Genomic DNA, 15,498 nt, shown 5'->3' with positions numbered 1-15,498 from the left:
CTACCATGTCGAGAAACCTGGCCGGACGACGTAGGAATTAATCCATGCGTTCTCAGGAGCCGTACGAATCGATCCGCTAGAATCGCTGCTCCAGCCGCAGCGTCGCGGCGACGTGCTTCATCATTGACAAGCGGGGAATAAATGGCAGGCAGAGGAGATCAAACGCGCAGGCTCGCGGCTGGCTGCATGACGTTGGCGCTGTCGCTCGGCGCAGTGCAGGGCGCGCATGCGGATGCATCGCTGCTCAACGTGTCGTATGACGTGACGCGCGAGCTATACAAGGACATCAATCCGGGCTTCATCGCGGCGTACAAGCAGAAGAGTGGCGAGACGGTATCGGTCAAACAGTCGCACGGCGCGTCGAGCGCGCAGGCGCTGTCGGTACTGCAAGGGTTGCAGGCCGACGTCGTGACGATGAACCAGCCGAACGACATCGACCTGCTCGCCGAGCGTGGCCAGCTCGTGCCCGCGAACTGGCGCGCGCGCCTGCCGAACAACAGTGCGCCGTACACGACGACGATGGTGTTCCTCGTGCGCAAGGGCAATCCGAAGCACATCAAGGACTGGGACGATCTGGCGAAGCCCGGCGTGCAGGTCGTGATCCCGAATCCGAAGACGGCGGGCAATGGCCGCTACACGTATCTGGCCGCGTGGGGTTACAAGAAGCAGAATGGCGCGACCGATGCGCAGGCGCTCGACTTCGAAAAGGCGATCTTCCGCAACGTTCCCGTGCTGGATACGGGCGGGCGCGGCGCGACGACGACGTTCACGCAGCGCGACATCGGCGACGTGCTGGTGACGTTCGAAAACGAAGTGTCGCTGATCGACACGGGCGTGGGTGCTGGCAGCTTCGAGGCCGTGTATCCGTCGATGAGCATTCTCGCCGAACCGCCCGTGACGATCGTCGACAAGGTCGTCGACAAACGCGGCACGCGCAAGGAAGCGCAGGCGTATCTCGACTATTTGTACACGGCGCCCGCGCAGGAGATCATCGCGCAGCATCACTTGCGTCCGCGCGATCCCGCCGTGCTCGCGAAGCACGCGAGCGAGTTCAAGCCGCTGAAGACGTTCACCGTCGAGCAGGTGTTCGGTAGCTGGCAGAAGGCGCAGCAAACTCACTTCGCCGACGGCGGCACGTTCGATCAGATCATCGTAGACAGGAAGTAGGCGCTGCGCGGCTGGTTTGGTTTGCTTGTGGTTGCGCTGGCATCCGCGCTTTGCCTTCGTGCTTCGGGTGTTGCGCCTGTGCGTTTGCCTTTGCGCTGGCATCCGCGCTTTGCCTTCGTGCTTCGTGCGTTGCGCCTGTGCGTTTGCCTTTGCGCTGGCATCCGCGTGATGCCTTCGTGCTTCAAGCGTCGCCCCTGTGCGGGGCGGCACCTACTTTTCTTTGCCGCCGCAAAGAAAAGTAGGCAAAAGAAAGCGGCTGACACCGCCAGTTCTAGTTATTGCCTGAGGGCCCCCAACTGGTCTTATGCTTCGCACGGCAACGTCCTTGTTCGCGTGCATTGCCAACGCTATGAATGAGCGCCTCACCCACTTCGAATACCCGTGCGCGGGCTAGCGGCAGCGAATGGTATGTGCCGCCCAGGTGGCAAACTGTGTGTAGGCCGTAGCGCCGTACGTGCCTCACTTCGGACCGATAGCGCGCGCCTTCCACCTGTAAGAGCGCCGGCCTATACGACGCGACAACCTACACACAGTTTGCCACCTGGGCGGCCGTGGAATATCTGGCATGGCGTGCTCCGACGCGGGTGCGTGAAGCGGGTGAGGCGCACCGCAAGAGCGTTGGCAACGAGCATGAGTCACGTGATTGTCGTGTGAAGCGTAAGACCCTTTGGGGGCCCTCAGGCAGGAAGAAATGTTGGCGGTGTTAGCCGCTTTCTTTTGCCTACTTTTCTTTGCGGCGGCAAAGAAAAGTAGGTGCCGCCCCGCACAGGGGCGACGCGTGAAGCACGCTAACAAATCGCGGATGCCAGCAAAAGCAAAAGCAAAACGTCAACAGCGTCCGCGCAGGACAAAACTCCGCCGTTCCGGCGATGAACCAAACGAAAGGCCGCTTCGAAAGAAATCAAAAGCGGCCTTTTTTACATCACATACTCAAATCGCGTCGATCAACCGGACGCCTCCCGGCAAAAAACATCAATGCCCGTCACACCCATGCTCGCATCCGCTGCGCTCAAGCGGCATCTGCTGCGCCGCCTCCGCGCGAATGCCTAGCCGTTCGAGCAGCTTGCGATCGGCTTCCGCCTGCGGATTGCTCGTGGTCAGCAACTGGTCGCCGTAGAAGATCGAGTTCGCGCCAGCGAGAAAGCACATTGCCTGCAGCGCTTCGTTCATCTGTTCGCGACCAGCCGACAGCCGCACCATCGCGCGCGGCATCGTGATACGCGCGACGGCGATCGAACGCACGAACTCGAACGGGTCGAGCGCTTCCGTGCCCGTCAGCGGCGTGCCTTCCACCTGCACGAGATTGTTGATAGGCACCGATTCCGGATACGGCTCCATGTTCGCGAGCTGCGCGATCAGGCCCGCGCGTTCGCGGCGCGATTCGCCCATGCCGACGATCCCGCCGCAGCACACGTTGATGCCCGCGTCGCGCACGCGTTCAAGCGTTTCGAGCCGGTCCTGATACGTGCGCGTCGAAATGATCTGGCCGTAGAACTCCGGCGACGTGTCGAGGTTATGGTTGTAATAGTCGAGACCCGCGTCGCGCAGACTTTGCGCCTGATGCGTTTCGAGCATGCCGAGCGTCACGCAGGTTTCGAGGCCCATCGCCTTCACGCCGCGAATCATGTCCTTGATCGGTTCGAGATGGCGGTCCTTCGGATTGCGCCACGCGGCGCCCATGCAGAAACGCGTCGCGCCGTTCTGTTTTGCCACTTGCGCGGCGGCCAGCACGTCTTCGACTTCCATCAGCTTTTCGGCCTTCAGCCCCGTGTCGTGATGCACCGATTGCGGACAGTACGCGCAGTCTTCCTCGCAGCCGCCTGTCTTGATCGACAGCAGCGTGGACAGTTGCACGGTGTTCGCATCGAAATGCTCGCGATGCACCTGTTGCGCGCGGAACAGCAGGTCGTTGAACGGCAGATCGTACAGCGCGACGACGTCGGCGACGCGCCAGCGCGTGGCGGCGGCATCGGCAGCGGCGGCAGCCTGCGAAGGCGTGACAGGCAGTGCAGCAGTGGTGATATGGCTCATGGGATCGATCCTTGATGATTTGATTTTTTGAAGGCTTTCGGCGGCTAGCGCTGCGCGGCACGCAGCGTCTGCAGCAAACGGTTGGTGTCGAGATGCGTCGCGGCGATATCCGCCGACGCGGGGCTCAGATGCGGCACGATGCCGAGCAACGGCGCGCCATATTGCCGGTCGAGGCGGTCGCGTAGCGCCGCGATGTTTTCGTCGGGGAACAGCATCTCCGGGTCGACGCGGTTCGCGACCCAACCGGCGATCGGCAGGCCGCGCGCGGCGATCGCTTCCGCCGTCAGCAGCGCGTGGCTGATGCAGCCCAGTCGCATGCCAACGACGAGCACCACAGGCAGATTCAAGGCGAACGCGAGATCGGCGGTGTCGTGCGCGTCGGTGAGCGGCACGCGAAAGCCACCGACGCCTTCCACCACGACGACATCGGCCATTTGCAACGCCGCGTCATGTGCGTCGACGATGCGCGTCATGTCGAGCATCACGTTTTCGAGCGCGGCGGCGATATGCGGTGCTGCCGGTTCCCTAAGCATGAACGGCGTGCGAATCTCAGGCGGCAACAGCACATTGGCGGCCGCGTCGAGCTGATCGGCGTCTTCGTTGTGAAGCACGCCGTCCACCAGCGACGCGCCCGCCGCGATCGGCTTCATCGCGGCCGCGCGCAGTCCTTCGCGCGCGAAGCCGCGCAGCAGCGCTGCCGAAACCAGAGTCTTGCCGATTTCCGTATCGGTGCCCGTGACGAAGAGGGACAGTGCGTTGCTCATGCCGCTGCCTCCGCCGTCTTCATCAGCGCGCTTTCGAGCAGGTCGAGATCGTTGTGCGAATGCGCGGCCGACAGCGAGATGCGCAGACGCGACGTGCCTTCGGGCACGGTCGGCGGACGGATCGCGGGCACCCACAGATTCGCGCGATCGAGCTTGGCGGCGATGTCGAGCGTCGCGTCGTTCGCGCCGATGATGAGCGGCTGCACGGCAGTGTGCGAATCGACAGGCAGCCACGGCGTGCGCTTCATCATGTCGCGCGTGCGCCCGATCAGCGCGCGCAGATGCGTACGCCGGTGCTCACCCTCGTCGCCGCCGATGATGCGCAGGCTCGCGGACACAGCATGCGCCGCCGACGGCACCGACGCCGTCGTGAAGATATACGGACGCGCGCGCTGGACGAGCCATTCGATCACCGTCTCATGCGCGACGACGAACGCGCCCGACACGCCCGCCGCCTTGCCGAGCGTGCCGATGGAAATCAGATGCGGCGAGCGCAGCGCGGCCTCTGCAATCGCGCCGCGACCTTGCGGGCCGAGAACGCCGAAGCCGTGCGCATCGTCGACGACGAGCCATGCGCCGTGTTGTTCCGCGAGTTCGACGAGACGCGCGAGCGGCGCGATATCGCCGTCCATGCTGAAGACGGTATCGGTGACGATCAGCTTCACCGCAGCGTCCGACGCTTCGAGCATCGCGCTCAACGCTTCGGCATCCGCGTGCGGATAGATCTGGATGTCGGCACGCGAGAGCCGCGCGCCGTCGATCAGCGACGCGTGATTCAGCGAATCGGAGAACAGCGTCGTGCCACGGCCCGCGAGCGCCGTGAGCGTCGCGAGATTGGCCATATAGCCGGTGCTGAAATACAGCGCGCGCGGATTGTCGACGAAGCCGCCCGCGAATTCAGCGAGGTCGTCTTCGAGTTGCGCGTGCGCGCGCGAATGGCCGCCGAGCAGATGCGAGCCGCCGCTGCCCGCGCCATAGCGGCGCGCGCCTTCCGCGATCGCCGCGACGAGCAGCGGGTGTGCGGCGAGGCCAAGATAGTCGTTGCTCGCAAAGCCGATGATGTTGCGGCCGTCGACGGTCATATGCGCGGAGCACGGCGAGTCGACGGTGCGGCGACGGCGGCGCAGGCCGCGTGCGTCGATGTCCTGCAAGCCTTGTTCGAGCGTTTCAAGCAACTGCATCAGCGTGCCTCCGTCAATGTCGCATCGAATGCGGCACGCGTGCGCCCGGCGAGCAGCGCGATTTCTTCGTCGTCGAGAATGTACGGTGGCATCAGGTAGACAGTCGTGCCGATCGGGCGCAGCAGCAGTTCGCGCTGCAATGCGTTTTCGAAGAAGCGGCGCGAGAAAGTCTTCGCGGCATGGGCATCGTCGATGACGGCATCGAACGCGAAGATCGTGCCGCGCTGGCGCAGATTGCGCACCTGCGCATGTTGCGCGAGCGGCTCGAGCGCGGCGCGCAGTGCCGCCGATTTCTTTTCGTTTGCAGCGAGCACGTTGTCGCTCGCGAACAGGTCGAGCGTCGCGAGCGCGGCGCGGCAGGCGAGCGGATTGCCCGTGTACGAATGCGAATGCAGGAAGCCGCGCGTGGTGTCGTCGTCGTAGAAGGCGGCGAAGATTTCGTCGCGCGACAGCACGATGGACAAAGGCAGATAGCCGCCGCTGATGCCCTTCGACAGGCACAGGAAGTCCGGCCACACGCCCGCTTGTTCGCACGCGAAGAACGTGCCGGTACGTCCGCAGCCGACGGCGATCTCGTCGGCAATCAGATGGACACCATAGCGGTCGCACAGCGCGCGCAAGCCTGCGATATACGACGCGTCGTGCATCGCCATGCCCGCCGCGCATTGCACGAGCGGCTCGACGATCAGCGCGGCGATGTTGTCGGCGCGCGATTCGAACAGCGAGCGCACATCGGCGAGCGCGCGCTGCGCGACGTCGGCGGCCGTTTCGCCTTCACGCGCAAAACGCGCGTCGGGCGACGCGACGACATGCGCGTTGCGGATCAGCGGATCGTAGGCGTCCTTGAAAAGCGCGACATCGGTGACGCCGAGCGCGCCGATCGTCTCGCCGTGGTAGCTGTTCGCGACGCAGACGAACTCGCGCTTGTAGTCGTAGCCGCGATTGCGCCACGAATGGAAGCTCATCTTCAGCGCGATTTCGACGGCGGACGCGCCGTCCGACGCGAAGAACGCGTGACCGAGCGTGTTCTGCGTGAGCGCGCTCAGACGCTCGGCGAGTTCGATCGCGGGCTCGTGTGTGCAGCCGGCGAGCATCGCGTGCTCCAGCGTGTCGAGCTGATCTTTCAGCGCCGCGTTGATGCGCGGGTTCGCGTGGCCGAACAGGTTCACCCACCACGAACTGATCGCGTCGAGATAACGGTGTCCGGCGCGATCGTAAAGCCACGCGCCGGCGCCGCGCGATACGGGCACGAGCGGAAAGCGCTCGTGATGCTTCATCTGCGTACAGGGATGCCACACAGCGCGCAGGCTGCGGGCGATCCAGTCTTCGTTTGCCTGTGTATTCAAAACTGCTCCGGGCATGAACCGGGCAGAGCGCGGCGTTGGGGGCGCGGCGCGTCGTGCGGGTCGGTCATGCAAATGCTGCTGGCGAATCGGGACGGTTGACGTCCACCTGGAATCCGGCGACGGGAAGCGTGATTGGCAGCGCGTCGGGGACGGCGGCTGCGGGCGTTTTCCGTGGCGTCGGATTGGCTGTCGCGACGATGTGCTGCAAAGGCTCGCAGTGCCTCCGCAGCACGCATTTTTGCGACAGCGGAGGTGAGATTAGCGCGAACTCCGCTGCGATGCACTACCTGAAAATCCCGTGTTTTCAAGGGCCTGCGTGCGATTTTCGGTGGTTCGCGACAGCTCGCGCCCGTTCGTTTTCAAAGACGGCAGATGGCCGTAGATGACGACGGCAAAGTCATGGGCCCCCTGTGAAAAAATTCTGGTCGTGTGTTGGCGTTTTCAGGGCTGTATCGGGGAACGCGTGGGGCGGCTGCGTTAGCCGTTCTGTCGAGTGCGTACTGGGACGTGTGAATGGAAGTGCAGGGGACGCGCGTCTACGGCGCAATGGACGCCGGGGCTCGATAAGCTCGCATGCTATCTGGCGATCCGTGCAGGGCGGGCTGACAAAGATCGCGCGCGCCAGTGTGACGATCGGTCGAAAAGCTTGATCACGCGCTCGTTTCGACGGCCGGGCATGAAGCGAAGCGGCAATGAACTGCGTCAAGCAGTTCCTGCACAAACGGGTTCAGGTGCGGTGGGATGTGCGAGCGCGCCGGACGCAGTGGCGGCGCGTGCTCGAAAAGCGGTGCAAATCAGGAAGTTTTGCCCGTCGCGCTATACGCAACGGGCGGCGAGAGACTCAGCGGCTAGCCAGCGCGGGCTTGCTGTCGCTCTTCGACGGGGAGTCGGCGTCGGCCGTTTGAGTGGCGCTGTCTTTCCATACGACGGCGTCGTTGACCGCGTAGAGGTGGCACGGGTCCGCGCTCTGCTTCTGGCAGTTGGCGACGGCCACCGACATCGGATCGTCGCCGCCCTCTGCCCACGACCATGCACCCGAATCGGACACCGCGAACGCACGGCTTGGATATTGATGCAAGAAGTTGCGGTAGCCGGCGCGGCCAGCTTCGTCGACGAAAGGCACGGAGTCGACGGCGTCGATCGACGCGAAATGCGTCGCCTTCGGTTGAGTCGGCTCGGCGACACGATATTGCACACCCGTCGGCATGCCGACGCGCGCAAGGAACGCTTCGACGGATGGCCACCAGACCTGCACGCCGTCGCGATCGCCGACCAGGCGGTGCGCGTCATTCTTGTACGAGCCGAAATCGACCATTTTCGCGGTCGCGCCCTTGCCCTGCGCGTTATCGGTGTACGCGGTGTACATCTGCGAAACGAGTGTGGACGGCCAGATCGAATCGTTGTCGCCGTACAGCCACAGCGACGGCACATGCGTCTTTTCGCCGTACGTGCCGAAGGCGTGCGTCAGATTGCCTTGCCAGTCGGTGCAGGCGTCCTGGCGCAGGCCGCCGGAGAAATTGATCAGCCCGCGCACGCCGGACGCGGCGTTCGTGCCGTAGGCAATCGTCGCGAGGCCGCCGTGCGAGGTGCCCGCCACGACGATGTGCTTCGCGTCCACGTAGCTTTGCTTGGACATGTAGTCGACGGTCGTCGCGACGTCGGCGGCCTGGCTCATGCCGTTGCGCGTCACGTCGCAGCCATCCTGCACATACGTGCCGCCCGAATCGGCGAAGCCCTGGCGGTTCGGCGCGACCACGACGTAGCCGCGGCGCACGAATTCGCGCGCCAGCGACACGGGATCGCTGCGCGTCTGCATGCGCGGATCGCCGTGAATCTTGCCGTGGTTGAACACGACCATCGGGAACGGGCCCGGACCTTCGGGCTTGTAGATGGTCGTTTCGAGGGTGACATCGCCGTCGGCGGCGACGGGAATGCGGACGATCTGTTCGCTCAGCTTGACGACGGGCAGGTAGCCATCTTCATCGAGCGCGAGGCGCTGCACTTGCGCGCGGCCGAGCGGGCCGGCCTCGACGTCCGTGAGCGGGTCCGCGTGCGCGGTCGTCACGGCGCTGGCCACGAAGGCCGCCGAGATCGCACATACCGTCAGAACTTTGCTGAACACCATCCGCAACACCTGCTCTCAAAATCGCCTGAACCTTCCCTACGGTTGCCCGCAGAACTGATTTCGGTACGGTGACACACCAAAACAAGGTCAAAAAAATCACGTACGGTGCGTTGTTCACGCACTCAGACAGATCAAGACCGCATTGGGATGAACCGAAGCCGGTCGACGCGACCCCACGCGTCGAAATGAGCGCCTCGCGATGCCCCTGATCGCTTGCCCGCTGAAGAGTCAGCAGGCGGTGCGTCTGGACATCCTGCGGGAGCGGTGGACCGCCACCTCGCTACGGAGCGCTGCAACATCTGTGAGGCTCATCCTGGCACGACAATTTATATTTGTGCAATTCAGTACAAACCCCTTGCGGCACGAATTTCCTTTTGTCTGATATGCACGGAGCCGTTTGGGGCGGGTTTCGGCGGCGATTCGGAAAGAATGGGTAATTGAGGGACGTGGCGCCCGCCCAACACGTTGATTTTCTTACAGAAATGGCCCTTATTTGAGATATGTAAGGGATGCTTGATACGTTGTTGCAGCGCAACCGGAACACGAGCGTCAGCGATCGCTTACATCGCCATCGACGTAACGCCAATGCCCATCGTCGCCTCTGATAAAGCGGCTGGATTCATGCAGCCGATGCGCCCGTCCGCCCACCTTGTAGCGCGCGACGAATTCCACTTCGGCGTGCGTAGCGTCGAGCGGAGTGAAGCGTTTGATCCGCAGACCTAGCCAGCGGGGCGCGTCGGTGGCGCTCGGGTCGGCGTCCAGATCGGCGGGGCAGGTTTGTGGCGCCCACGTTTCGCACAAATATTGGGATTCGCCGAGCACGTAGGCGCTATAGCGGGAGCGCATCAGTTCGAGCGCGGTCGGCGCGGCCGCGCCGCCGTCGATGAACCGGCCGCAGCAATCCGCGAAACGCGGCGGCTTGTCCGAATCGCGCCGGTTCGGCGCGGCGCCGCCGCAAGGGCAATCGGTGGGACGTTGTTTTGCTGATGCAGTCATGAAAGATTGAGATGGAGTTCAGCTCAGTCCGCGTGCGATGAGAATCTTTTGGATATCGCTGGTGCCTTCGTAGATCTGGCAGACGCGAACATCGCGATAAATGCGTTCGACGGGAAAGTCGCTCAGATAGCCGTAGCCGCCGTGAATCTGCAGTGCAGCCGAACAGATGCGCTCCGCAGCCTCGGAGGCGAACAGTTTGGCCATCGCCGCTTCCGTTAGACACGGCTGGCCCGCATCCTTCAGCGACGCCGCGTGCCAGATCAACTGGCGCGCCGCCTCGAGTTGCGTCGCCATGTCGGCGAGACGGAATTGCACGGCCTGGTGCGCGAAGAGCGGCTGTCCGAAGCTTTCGCGCTCCTTTGCGTAGGCGAGGGCCGCTTCGAACGCCGCGCGCGCCATGCCGACGCTCTGCGCGGCAATGCCAATGCGCCCGCCTTCCAGCCCCGACAGCGCGATCCGGTAGCCTTCGCCTTCCGCACCGATCAGGTTGGCGGCGGGAACGCGGCAATTGTCGAAGACGATCTGCGCGGTATCGGACGAATGTTGGCCGAGCTTTTCCTCTAACCGCGCGACGACGTATCCGGGCGTGTCCGTCGGCACGATGAACGCGCTGATGCCGCGCTTGCCAGCGCTTTTGTCGGTGACGGCCATCACAATGGCGACCTGGCCGTTCTTACCGCTCGTGATGAACTGCTTGACGCCGTTGAGCACGTAAAAGTCGCCGTCGCGCGTGGCCGTAGTGCGCAACGCCGATGCATCCGAGCCCGCTTGTGGTTCGGTGAGGCAGAACGCGCCGAGCATCTCGCCGCGCGCGAGCGGCGTGAGCCAGTCGCGTTTCTGCTGCTGGTTGCCATACGTCAGAAGAATACTGCAGACGGGGCAGTTGTTGACCGAGATCGCCGTCGACGTGCCGCCGTCGCCCGCCGCGATCTCTTCGAGGATCAGCGCGAGCGCGAGCGCATCGAGCCCGGCGCCGCCGTATTCCTCCGGCACCAGTACGCCGTACGCGCCGAGTTCGGCGAGCTGGCGATGCACGTCGGCGGGAAACTTACGCTCGCGGTCCCATTGCGCCGCATTCGGCGTCACGGCGTCGCGCACGAAAGTGCGCACCGCGTCGCGGATCATCAGGTGGTCCTGATCGAGCAACATGCGGGTGTCTCCTGATTATTTGTGTGATGTTTGCCGTTACCAGTCGATCGCCGTGCCGTCGTACTGGAAGAACCGGCCGTGAAAGAGATGCGGCGTGCTTGCCGCCTGCGCCAGCACTTCGCGCATGCCGCGCACGCTATGCGCGGGATCGACGGCAGCCGATGCGCCACCCATGTCGGTGCGCACCCAGCCCGGATGCAGCGATACGCAGGTCGCGTGGCGCGTCTGCAGCGACGTCACTTTCAGCACGTCGTTGAGCGCCGCCTTACTCGCGCGATACAGCCAGCCCGTCGTGCCCGTTGCCTCGCTGATGCTGCCCATGCGGCTAGACAGCACGGCCAGCACGCCGCGCGCGTCTTCGACGAGCGGCAGCAGAACCGGGATCAGCTGCATCGGCCCGCGCACGTTGGTCGTCATCACGAAGTCGAAGTCGTCGGCGGTGACGGTTTCTACGCCTTCCGTCTGCGGCCCGTACACGCCCGACACGATCACGGCCGCATCGAGCCGCTCGCCGTCCAGCTTCCAGCCGAGCGCGGCAATGTCCTCGGGCGCGGCGACATCGAGCGAAAACGCTTCGGCGCCGAGCGCGACGAGTTCGCCGAGCGACGCCTCGTCGCGCGCGGTGGCGAGCACACGCCAGCCATCGTGCCGATACTGCTTCACGAACTCGCGTCCGATGCCGCGCGACGCGCCTACGATCAACACTGTCTTCATGAGATGTCCTGTCGTGTCTCGTGGCGCGCGGGCCGCCGCGCGCCGCCATTCGAACGATGCGTCAGACCAGTTCGACGCCCATCGCCGTCGCTTCGCCGCCGCCGATGCACAGGCTCGCGACGCCGCGTTTCAGGCCGCGCTTTTTCAGCGCGCCGATCAGCGTGACGAGAATGCGCGCGCCCGATGCGCCGATCGGATGGCCAAGCGCGCACGCGCCGCCGTTCACGTTGACCTTGTCGTGCGGCAGGTCGTGCTCTTTCATCGCGGCCATCGTGACCACGGCGAATGCCTCATTGATCTCGTACAGATCGACGTCTTGCGCTTTCCAGCCGTTCTTGTCGAACAGCTTGCGGATCGCGCCGACCGGCGCTGTCGTGAACTTCGCGGGTTCCTGCGCAAAAGTGGCATGGCCAACGACGCGCGCGAGCGGCGTCACGCCGAGTTTCTTCGCCGTCGATTCGCGCATCATCACGAGCGCGGCCGCGCCGTCGCTGATCGATGACGAGTTCGCGGCCGTCACCGTGCCCGTTTTGCTGAACGCGGGCTTGAGCGTCGGAATCTTGTCGAGGTTCGCCTTGAACGGCTGTTCGTCGCGCTCGACCGTAACGTTGCCTTTCTTGCCTTCGAGCGTAACGGGCGCGATTTCCCATGCGAACGAGCCGTCTTCATTGGCGCGCTTCGCGCGCGTCAGCGACTCGATGGCGAACTTGTCCTGCGACTCACGTGTGAAATCGTACGAACCTGCGCACTCTTCGGCGAAGGTGCCCATCAGACGGCCTTTCTCGTAGGCGTCTTCGAGGCCGTCGAGGAACATGTGGTCCATCACCTGGCTGTGGCCCATACGCATGCCGCCACGCGCCTTTGGCAGCAGGTACGGCGCGTTCGTCATGCTCTCCATGCCGCCCGCAACGATCACGTCGACGGAGCCGGCCGTGAGCATGTCGTGCGCGAACATCGCCGCGCGCATGCCGGAGCCGCACATCTTGTTGACGGTCGTCGAACCTGTCGACAACGGCAGCCCCGCGCCGAGCGCCGCCTGGCGCGCGGGCGCCTGGCCCTGGCCGGCGGGCAGCACGCAGCCCATTACGGCTTCCTCGACCTGTTCCGGCTTCAGGCCCGCACGTTCGACGGCTGCCTTGATTGCGATTGCGCCGAGCTGCGGCGCCGTCAGCGACGCGAACTCACCCTGAAACGCGGCCATCGGCGTGCGCGCGACGGAAACGATGACGATCGGGTCCTTGCTTGTCTCACTCATGTTTTAGCTCCTTGATAACACCGTGAACGACAGCGGCCACACCGCCGAGCTTTTCGGCGTCGGCGGCGACCACGTCGTTTTCAGTCGTGTGCGCGCGGCTCGCGGAAACGGCTGCGACGCAACTGGTGTAGGTCTCCTCCAGCTTCGACGGATCTTTGATCGTCATGCCGAGATCGCGCACGCGGCCGTCATGCACGCCATACACCCAACCGTGAATGGTGAGGTCCTGGCCACGCGCCCATGCGTCGTTGACGATCGTCGTGCGGCACACGTTGACGACCTGTTCGATCGTGTTCAGTTCGACGAGGCGGCGATGCCGCGCTTCGCCCATCGGCCATTCTTCGAGCAGCGCAGCATGCTTCGAGCGCACGTCCTGCACGTGATGCAGCCAGTTGTCGGCGAGACCGACACGCCGGCCGTGCAGCGCCGCGCCGACGCCGGAGCAGCCGTAGTGGCCGACCACCATGATGTGCTTGATCTTCAGAAGATCGACGGCGAACTGGACCACGGACAGACAGTTGAGGTCCGAGTGAACGACGACGTTCGCGATATTGCGGTGAACGAACACTTCGCCCGGCGGCAGGCCGATGATCTCGTTGGCGGGCACGCGCGAATCCGCGCAGCCGATCCACAGATACTCAGGCGCCTGCTGATGCGCGAGCCGCGAGAAAAACTCAGGGTCCTGTTCGAGCTTGTGCGAGACCCATGCATCGTTGTTCGCAAACAGATGCGCGAGGGGATGTTCAGTAGCAGAAGCGTTCGTAGTCATGATTCGTTCCGACGTAATCTGGTTGTTTGATGTTGTTCAATCGTGGACGGCGTGCGCTTTCACGCTGCGCGCACCGTCGGCTTGATGGATGCATTGACGGCGTGATCCTGATCCCGATCTGCTGGGAACCGTTCCGGATAGCGCACGGAAAATCGCAGGTTGCCGTCGTACGGATAGAAGTCGGGCAACTCGCCGCGGAGAATGTGATCCTTGTGCTTTTGCCACAGCGCAGGATCGAAGAAATCCGCATGATGCTTGAGGAAATATTCGCGCACGCGCGTGTCGCCGAGCAAAAACGTGTTGTACGTCTCCGGAAAAATGTCGTGCGGACCGACCGTGTACCACGGCTCGCCCGACATTTCGTCTTCCTCGTTGCGCGGCGGCGGCACGGCGCGCACGTTGCAATCGGTAAGGTATTCGATCTCGTCGTAGTCGTAGAACACGACGCGTCCGTGCCGCGTGACGCCGAAGTTCTTGTACAGCATGTCGCCGGGAAAGATGTTGGCCTGCATCAGTTCTTTCACCGCGTTGCCGTACTCGCGGATGCCGTGCTCGACGTCGGCGTCCGTGCCGTTCTGCAGGAAAATGTTGAGCGGCACCATGCGCCGCTCGATATACAGATGCCTGATGACAAGATTATCGCCTTCGTATTCGAGCATCGACGGCGCTTCCTTTTCGAGCTCGCGGATGAGCGCGTGATCGAGGCGCGACAGAGGCAACGCGACGCTCGAATATTCGAGCGTGTCGGCCATGCGTCCCAGACGGTCATGTCGTTTGACGAGCTGATACTTGCCCACCACCTGTGCGCGCGTCGTTTCTTTCGGCGGCGGGAATGAGTCTTTGATCAGCTTGAACACGTACGGAAACGACGGCAGCGTGAACACTAGCATCACCATGCCCTTGATGCCGGGCGCGATGATGAACCGGTCGCTCGAATGCCTCAGATGCTGCAGCAGATCGCGATAGAAAAGGTTCTTGCCCTGCTTCTGCAAGCCCACCGACGTATAGATCTCCGCCTTCGGCTTGCCCAACAGAAGGCTGCCGAGAAATTCGACGTACGCGGACGGCACTTCCATATCGACGAGGAAGTACGAATGCGCGAAGCTGAAAATGATCAGCAACTGGTCGCGCTTGCAAAGCAGCGCATCGACTGCGAGCAGACCCGGCTTCACATGATGAATCGGCAATGCGAACGGCACCATCATGTCGCCGTTGATGATGCGCCCGATGATGTACGCCGCCTTGTTGCGAAAGAACAGTGACGACAGCACGTGAATCTGAAAATTGGGCGCTTCGTTGAAGGTGCCAAAGTTGTCGTGCAGCGCCTGAATCACGCATTCGACGTCGCGCGGCAGGTTTTCGAACGGCGGGTTCAACTGGAAGTTCGTGACGATGCGCTCCAGCGTGACGGCGAGGCCGTCCCTGCCGGGGTAATACGCGCGATACGTCGGCTTCGCCGCCGGCTCGTCGTTCTCGATGTACTCGGTCGAAATCGCGGGCCGCACGAAGATGAAATCATTGTTGAAGTACGAGCGATGCAATATCTGGCAGCACACCGAATTGAAGAACGTCTCCGCGCATTCGGGCTGGCGGTGCGACGTCAAAAGACCGATGTAATGCAGCTTGATCTGCTGCCAGACTTCGTCGTCGATGCTCTCGGCGTCGTATTCGTCTTCGAGCTTTTCGATGCACTCGCGCACGCGCTCGTCATACGACGTGATCCTCTCGCGCGCGAGCTTCTGCAGGCCGTGCCAGTCGGCGGCTTCGAACAGATCTTTCGCGTGGACCGCCGCTTCGCGGAAGATCCGGTAATGCCGGTCGAACCCCGCGAGCAGCGTCTCCGCGACGTCGAAGCCGATCTGTGACGACAGCAGTTTGGGAAAGTGATTCATGTCGACCGTGCATTCGTTCAATGTCGCGAAGACCCCTGCGATTGTATCGCCCGGGTGAGCTTGCGAGACGCCTTCAGGCCTTTTGAGCGCGGCGTCGACGCATTGCTGT

Annotated in this window: 12 protein-coding genes; 1 reads left to right on the top strand and 11 read right to left on the bottom strand. The window is 63.3% G+C overall.

Annotation, left to right across the window (positions count from 1 at the left end):
* Positions 1-141 precede the first annotated feature (141 nt).
* Positions 142-1,167 carry a sulfate ABC transporter substrate-binding protein gene (locus tag BLT65_RS11995; protein WP_091777942.1) on the top strand — a complete coding sequence of 342 codons (1,026 nt, stop codon included), beginning with the start codon at positions 142-144 and terminating at the stop codon, positions 1,165-1,167.
* Between the two features lie 972 nt (positions 1,168-2,139).
* On the opposite strand, the gene bioB is transcribed toward BLT65_RS11995, so the two are convergent.
* The 11 genes from bioB to aceK form a co-directional block, all read right to left on the bottom strand.
* The gene (bioB, locus tag BLT65_RS11990; RefSeq protein WP_079484081.1) at positions 2,140-3,198 is read right to left on the bottom strand and encodes a biotin synthase BioB; all 1,059 of its coding nucleotides are present in this window, start codon (positions 3,196-3,198) and stop codon (positions 2,140-2,142) included.
* 44 nt (positions 3,199-3,242) lie between these two features.
* A complete protein-coding gene (bioD, locus tag BLT65_RS11985) occupies positions 3,243-3,962 on the bottom strand; it encodes a dethiobiotin synthase (RefSeq protein WP_091777940.1) in 720 nt (239 codons plus the stop codon).
* On the bottom strand, positions 3,959-5,143 hold the full coding sequence (gene bioF, locus BLT65_RS11980; protein ID WP_091777937.1) for an 8-amino-7-oxononanoate synthase: 1,185 nt from the start codon (positions 5,141-5,143) through the stop codon (positions 3,959-3,961). The genes bioD and bioF overlap by 4 nt, the downstream gene beginning before the upstream one ends.
* Positions 5,143-6,504, bottom strand: a complete 1,362-nt coding sequence (bioA, locus tag BLT65_RS11975; protein WP_208545759.1) for an adenosylmethionine--8-amino-7-oxononanoate transaminase — start codon at positions 6,502-6,504, stop codon at positions 5,143-5,145. The genes bioF and bioA overlap by 1 nt, the downstream gene beginning before the upstream one ends.
* 826 nt (positions 6,505-7,330) lie before the next feature.
* Positions 7,331-8,614 (bottom strand): dienelactone hydrolase family protein, encoded by a 1,284-nt coding sequence (locus BLT65_RS11970; RefSeq protein WP_091777933.1) that lies wholly within the window; start codon positions 8,612-8,614, stop codon positions 7,331-7,333.
* 549 nt (positions 8,615-9,163) lie between these two features.
* Positions 9,164-9,610, bottom strand: coding sequence for a YchJ family protein (locus tag BLT65_RS11960; RefSeq protein WP_091777929.1), 447 nt, complete (start codon positions 9,608-9,610; stop codon positions 9,164-9,166).
* A gap of 18 nt (positions 9,611-9,628) precedes the next feature.
* Positions 9,629-10,759, bottom strand: coding sequence for an acyl-CoA dehydrogenase family protein (locus BLT65_RS11955; protein WP_091777927.1), 1,131 nt, complete (start codon positions 10,757-10,759; stop codon positions 9,629-9,631).
* Positions 10,760-10,795: 36 nt separating this feature from the next.
* Complete coding sequence (locus BLT65_RS11950) at positions 10,796-11,473, bottom strand: SDR family oxidoreductase (protein ID WP_091777925.1); 678 nt, start codon at positions 11,471-11,473, stop codon at positions 10,796-10,798.
* 61 nt (positions 11,474-11,534) lie between these two features.
* The gene (locus BLT65_RS11945; protein ID WP_091777923.1) at positions 11,535-12,728 is read right to left on the bottom strand and encodes an acetyl-CoA C-acetyltransferase; all 1,194 of its coding nucleotides are present in this window, start codon (positions 12,726-12,728) and stop codon (positions 11,535-11,537) included.
* Entirely contained in the window at positions 12,721-13,497 is a 777-nt protein-coding gene (gene can / locus BLT65_RS11940; RefSeq protein WP_091777921.1) for a carbonate dehydratase, read from the bottom strand. Before can ends, BLT65_RS11945 begins: the two co-directional genes overlap by 8 nt.
* Positions 13,498-13,556: 59 nt before the next feature.
* Positions 13,557-15,389 carry a bifunctional isocitrate dehydrogenase kinase/phosphatase gene (aceK, locus tag BLT65_RS11935; RefSeq protein ID WP_091778149.1) on the bottom strand — a complete coding sequence of 611 codons (1,833 nt, stop codon included), beginning with the start codon at positions 15,387-15,389 and terminating at the stop codon, positions 13,557-13,559.
* Positions 15,390-15,498 lie beyond the last annotated feature (109 nt).

The organism is Paraburkholderia steynii, assembly GCF_900100565.1.
Classification (GTDB): domain Bacteria; phylum Pseudomonadota; class Gammaproteobacteria; order Burkholderiales; family Burkholderiaceae; genus Paraburkholderia; species Paraburkholderia terrae.
Note: the sequence above shows the minus strand (reverse complement) of the source record. Positions and strands in the feature narration are given on the sequence as shown.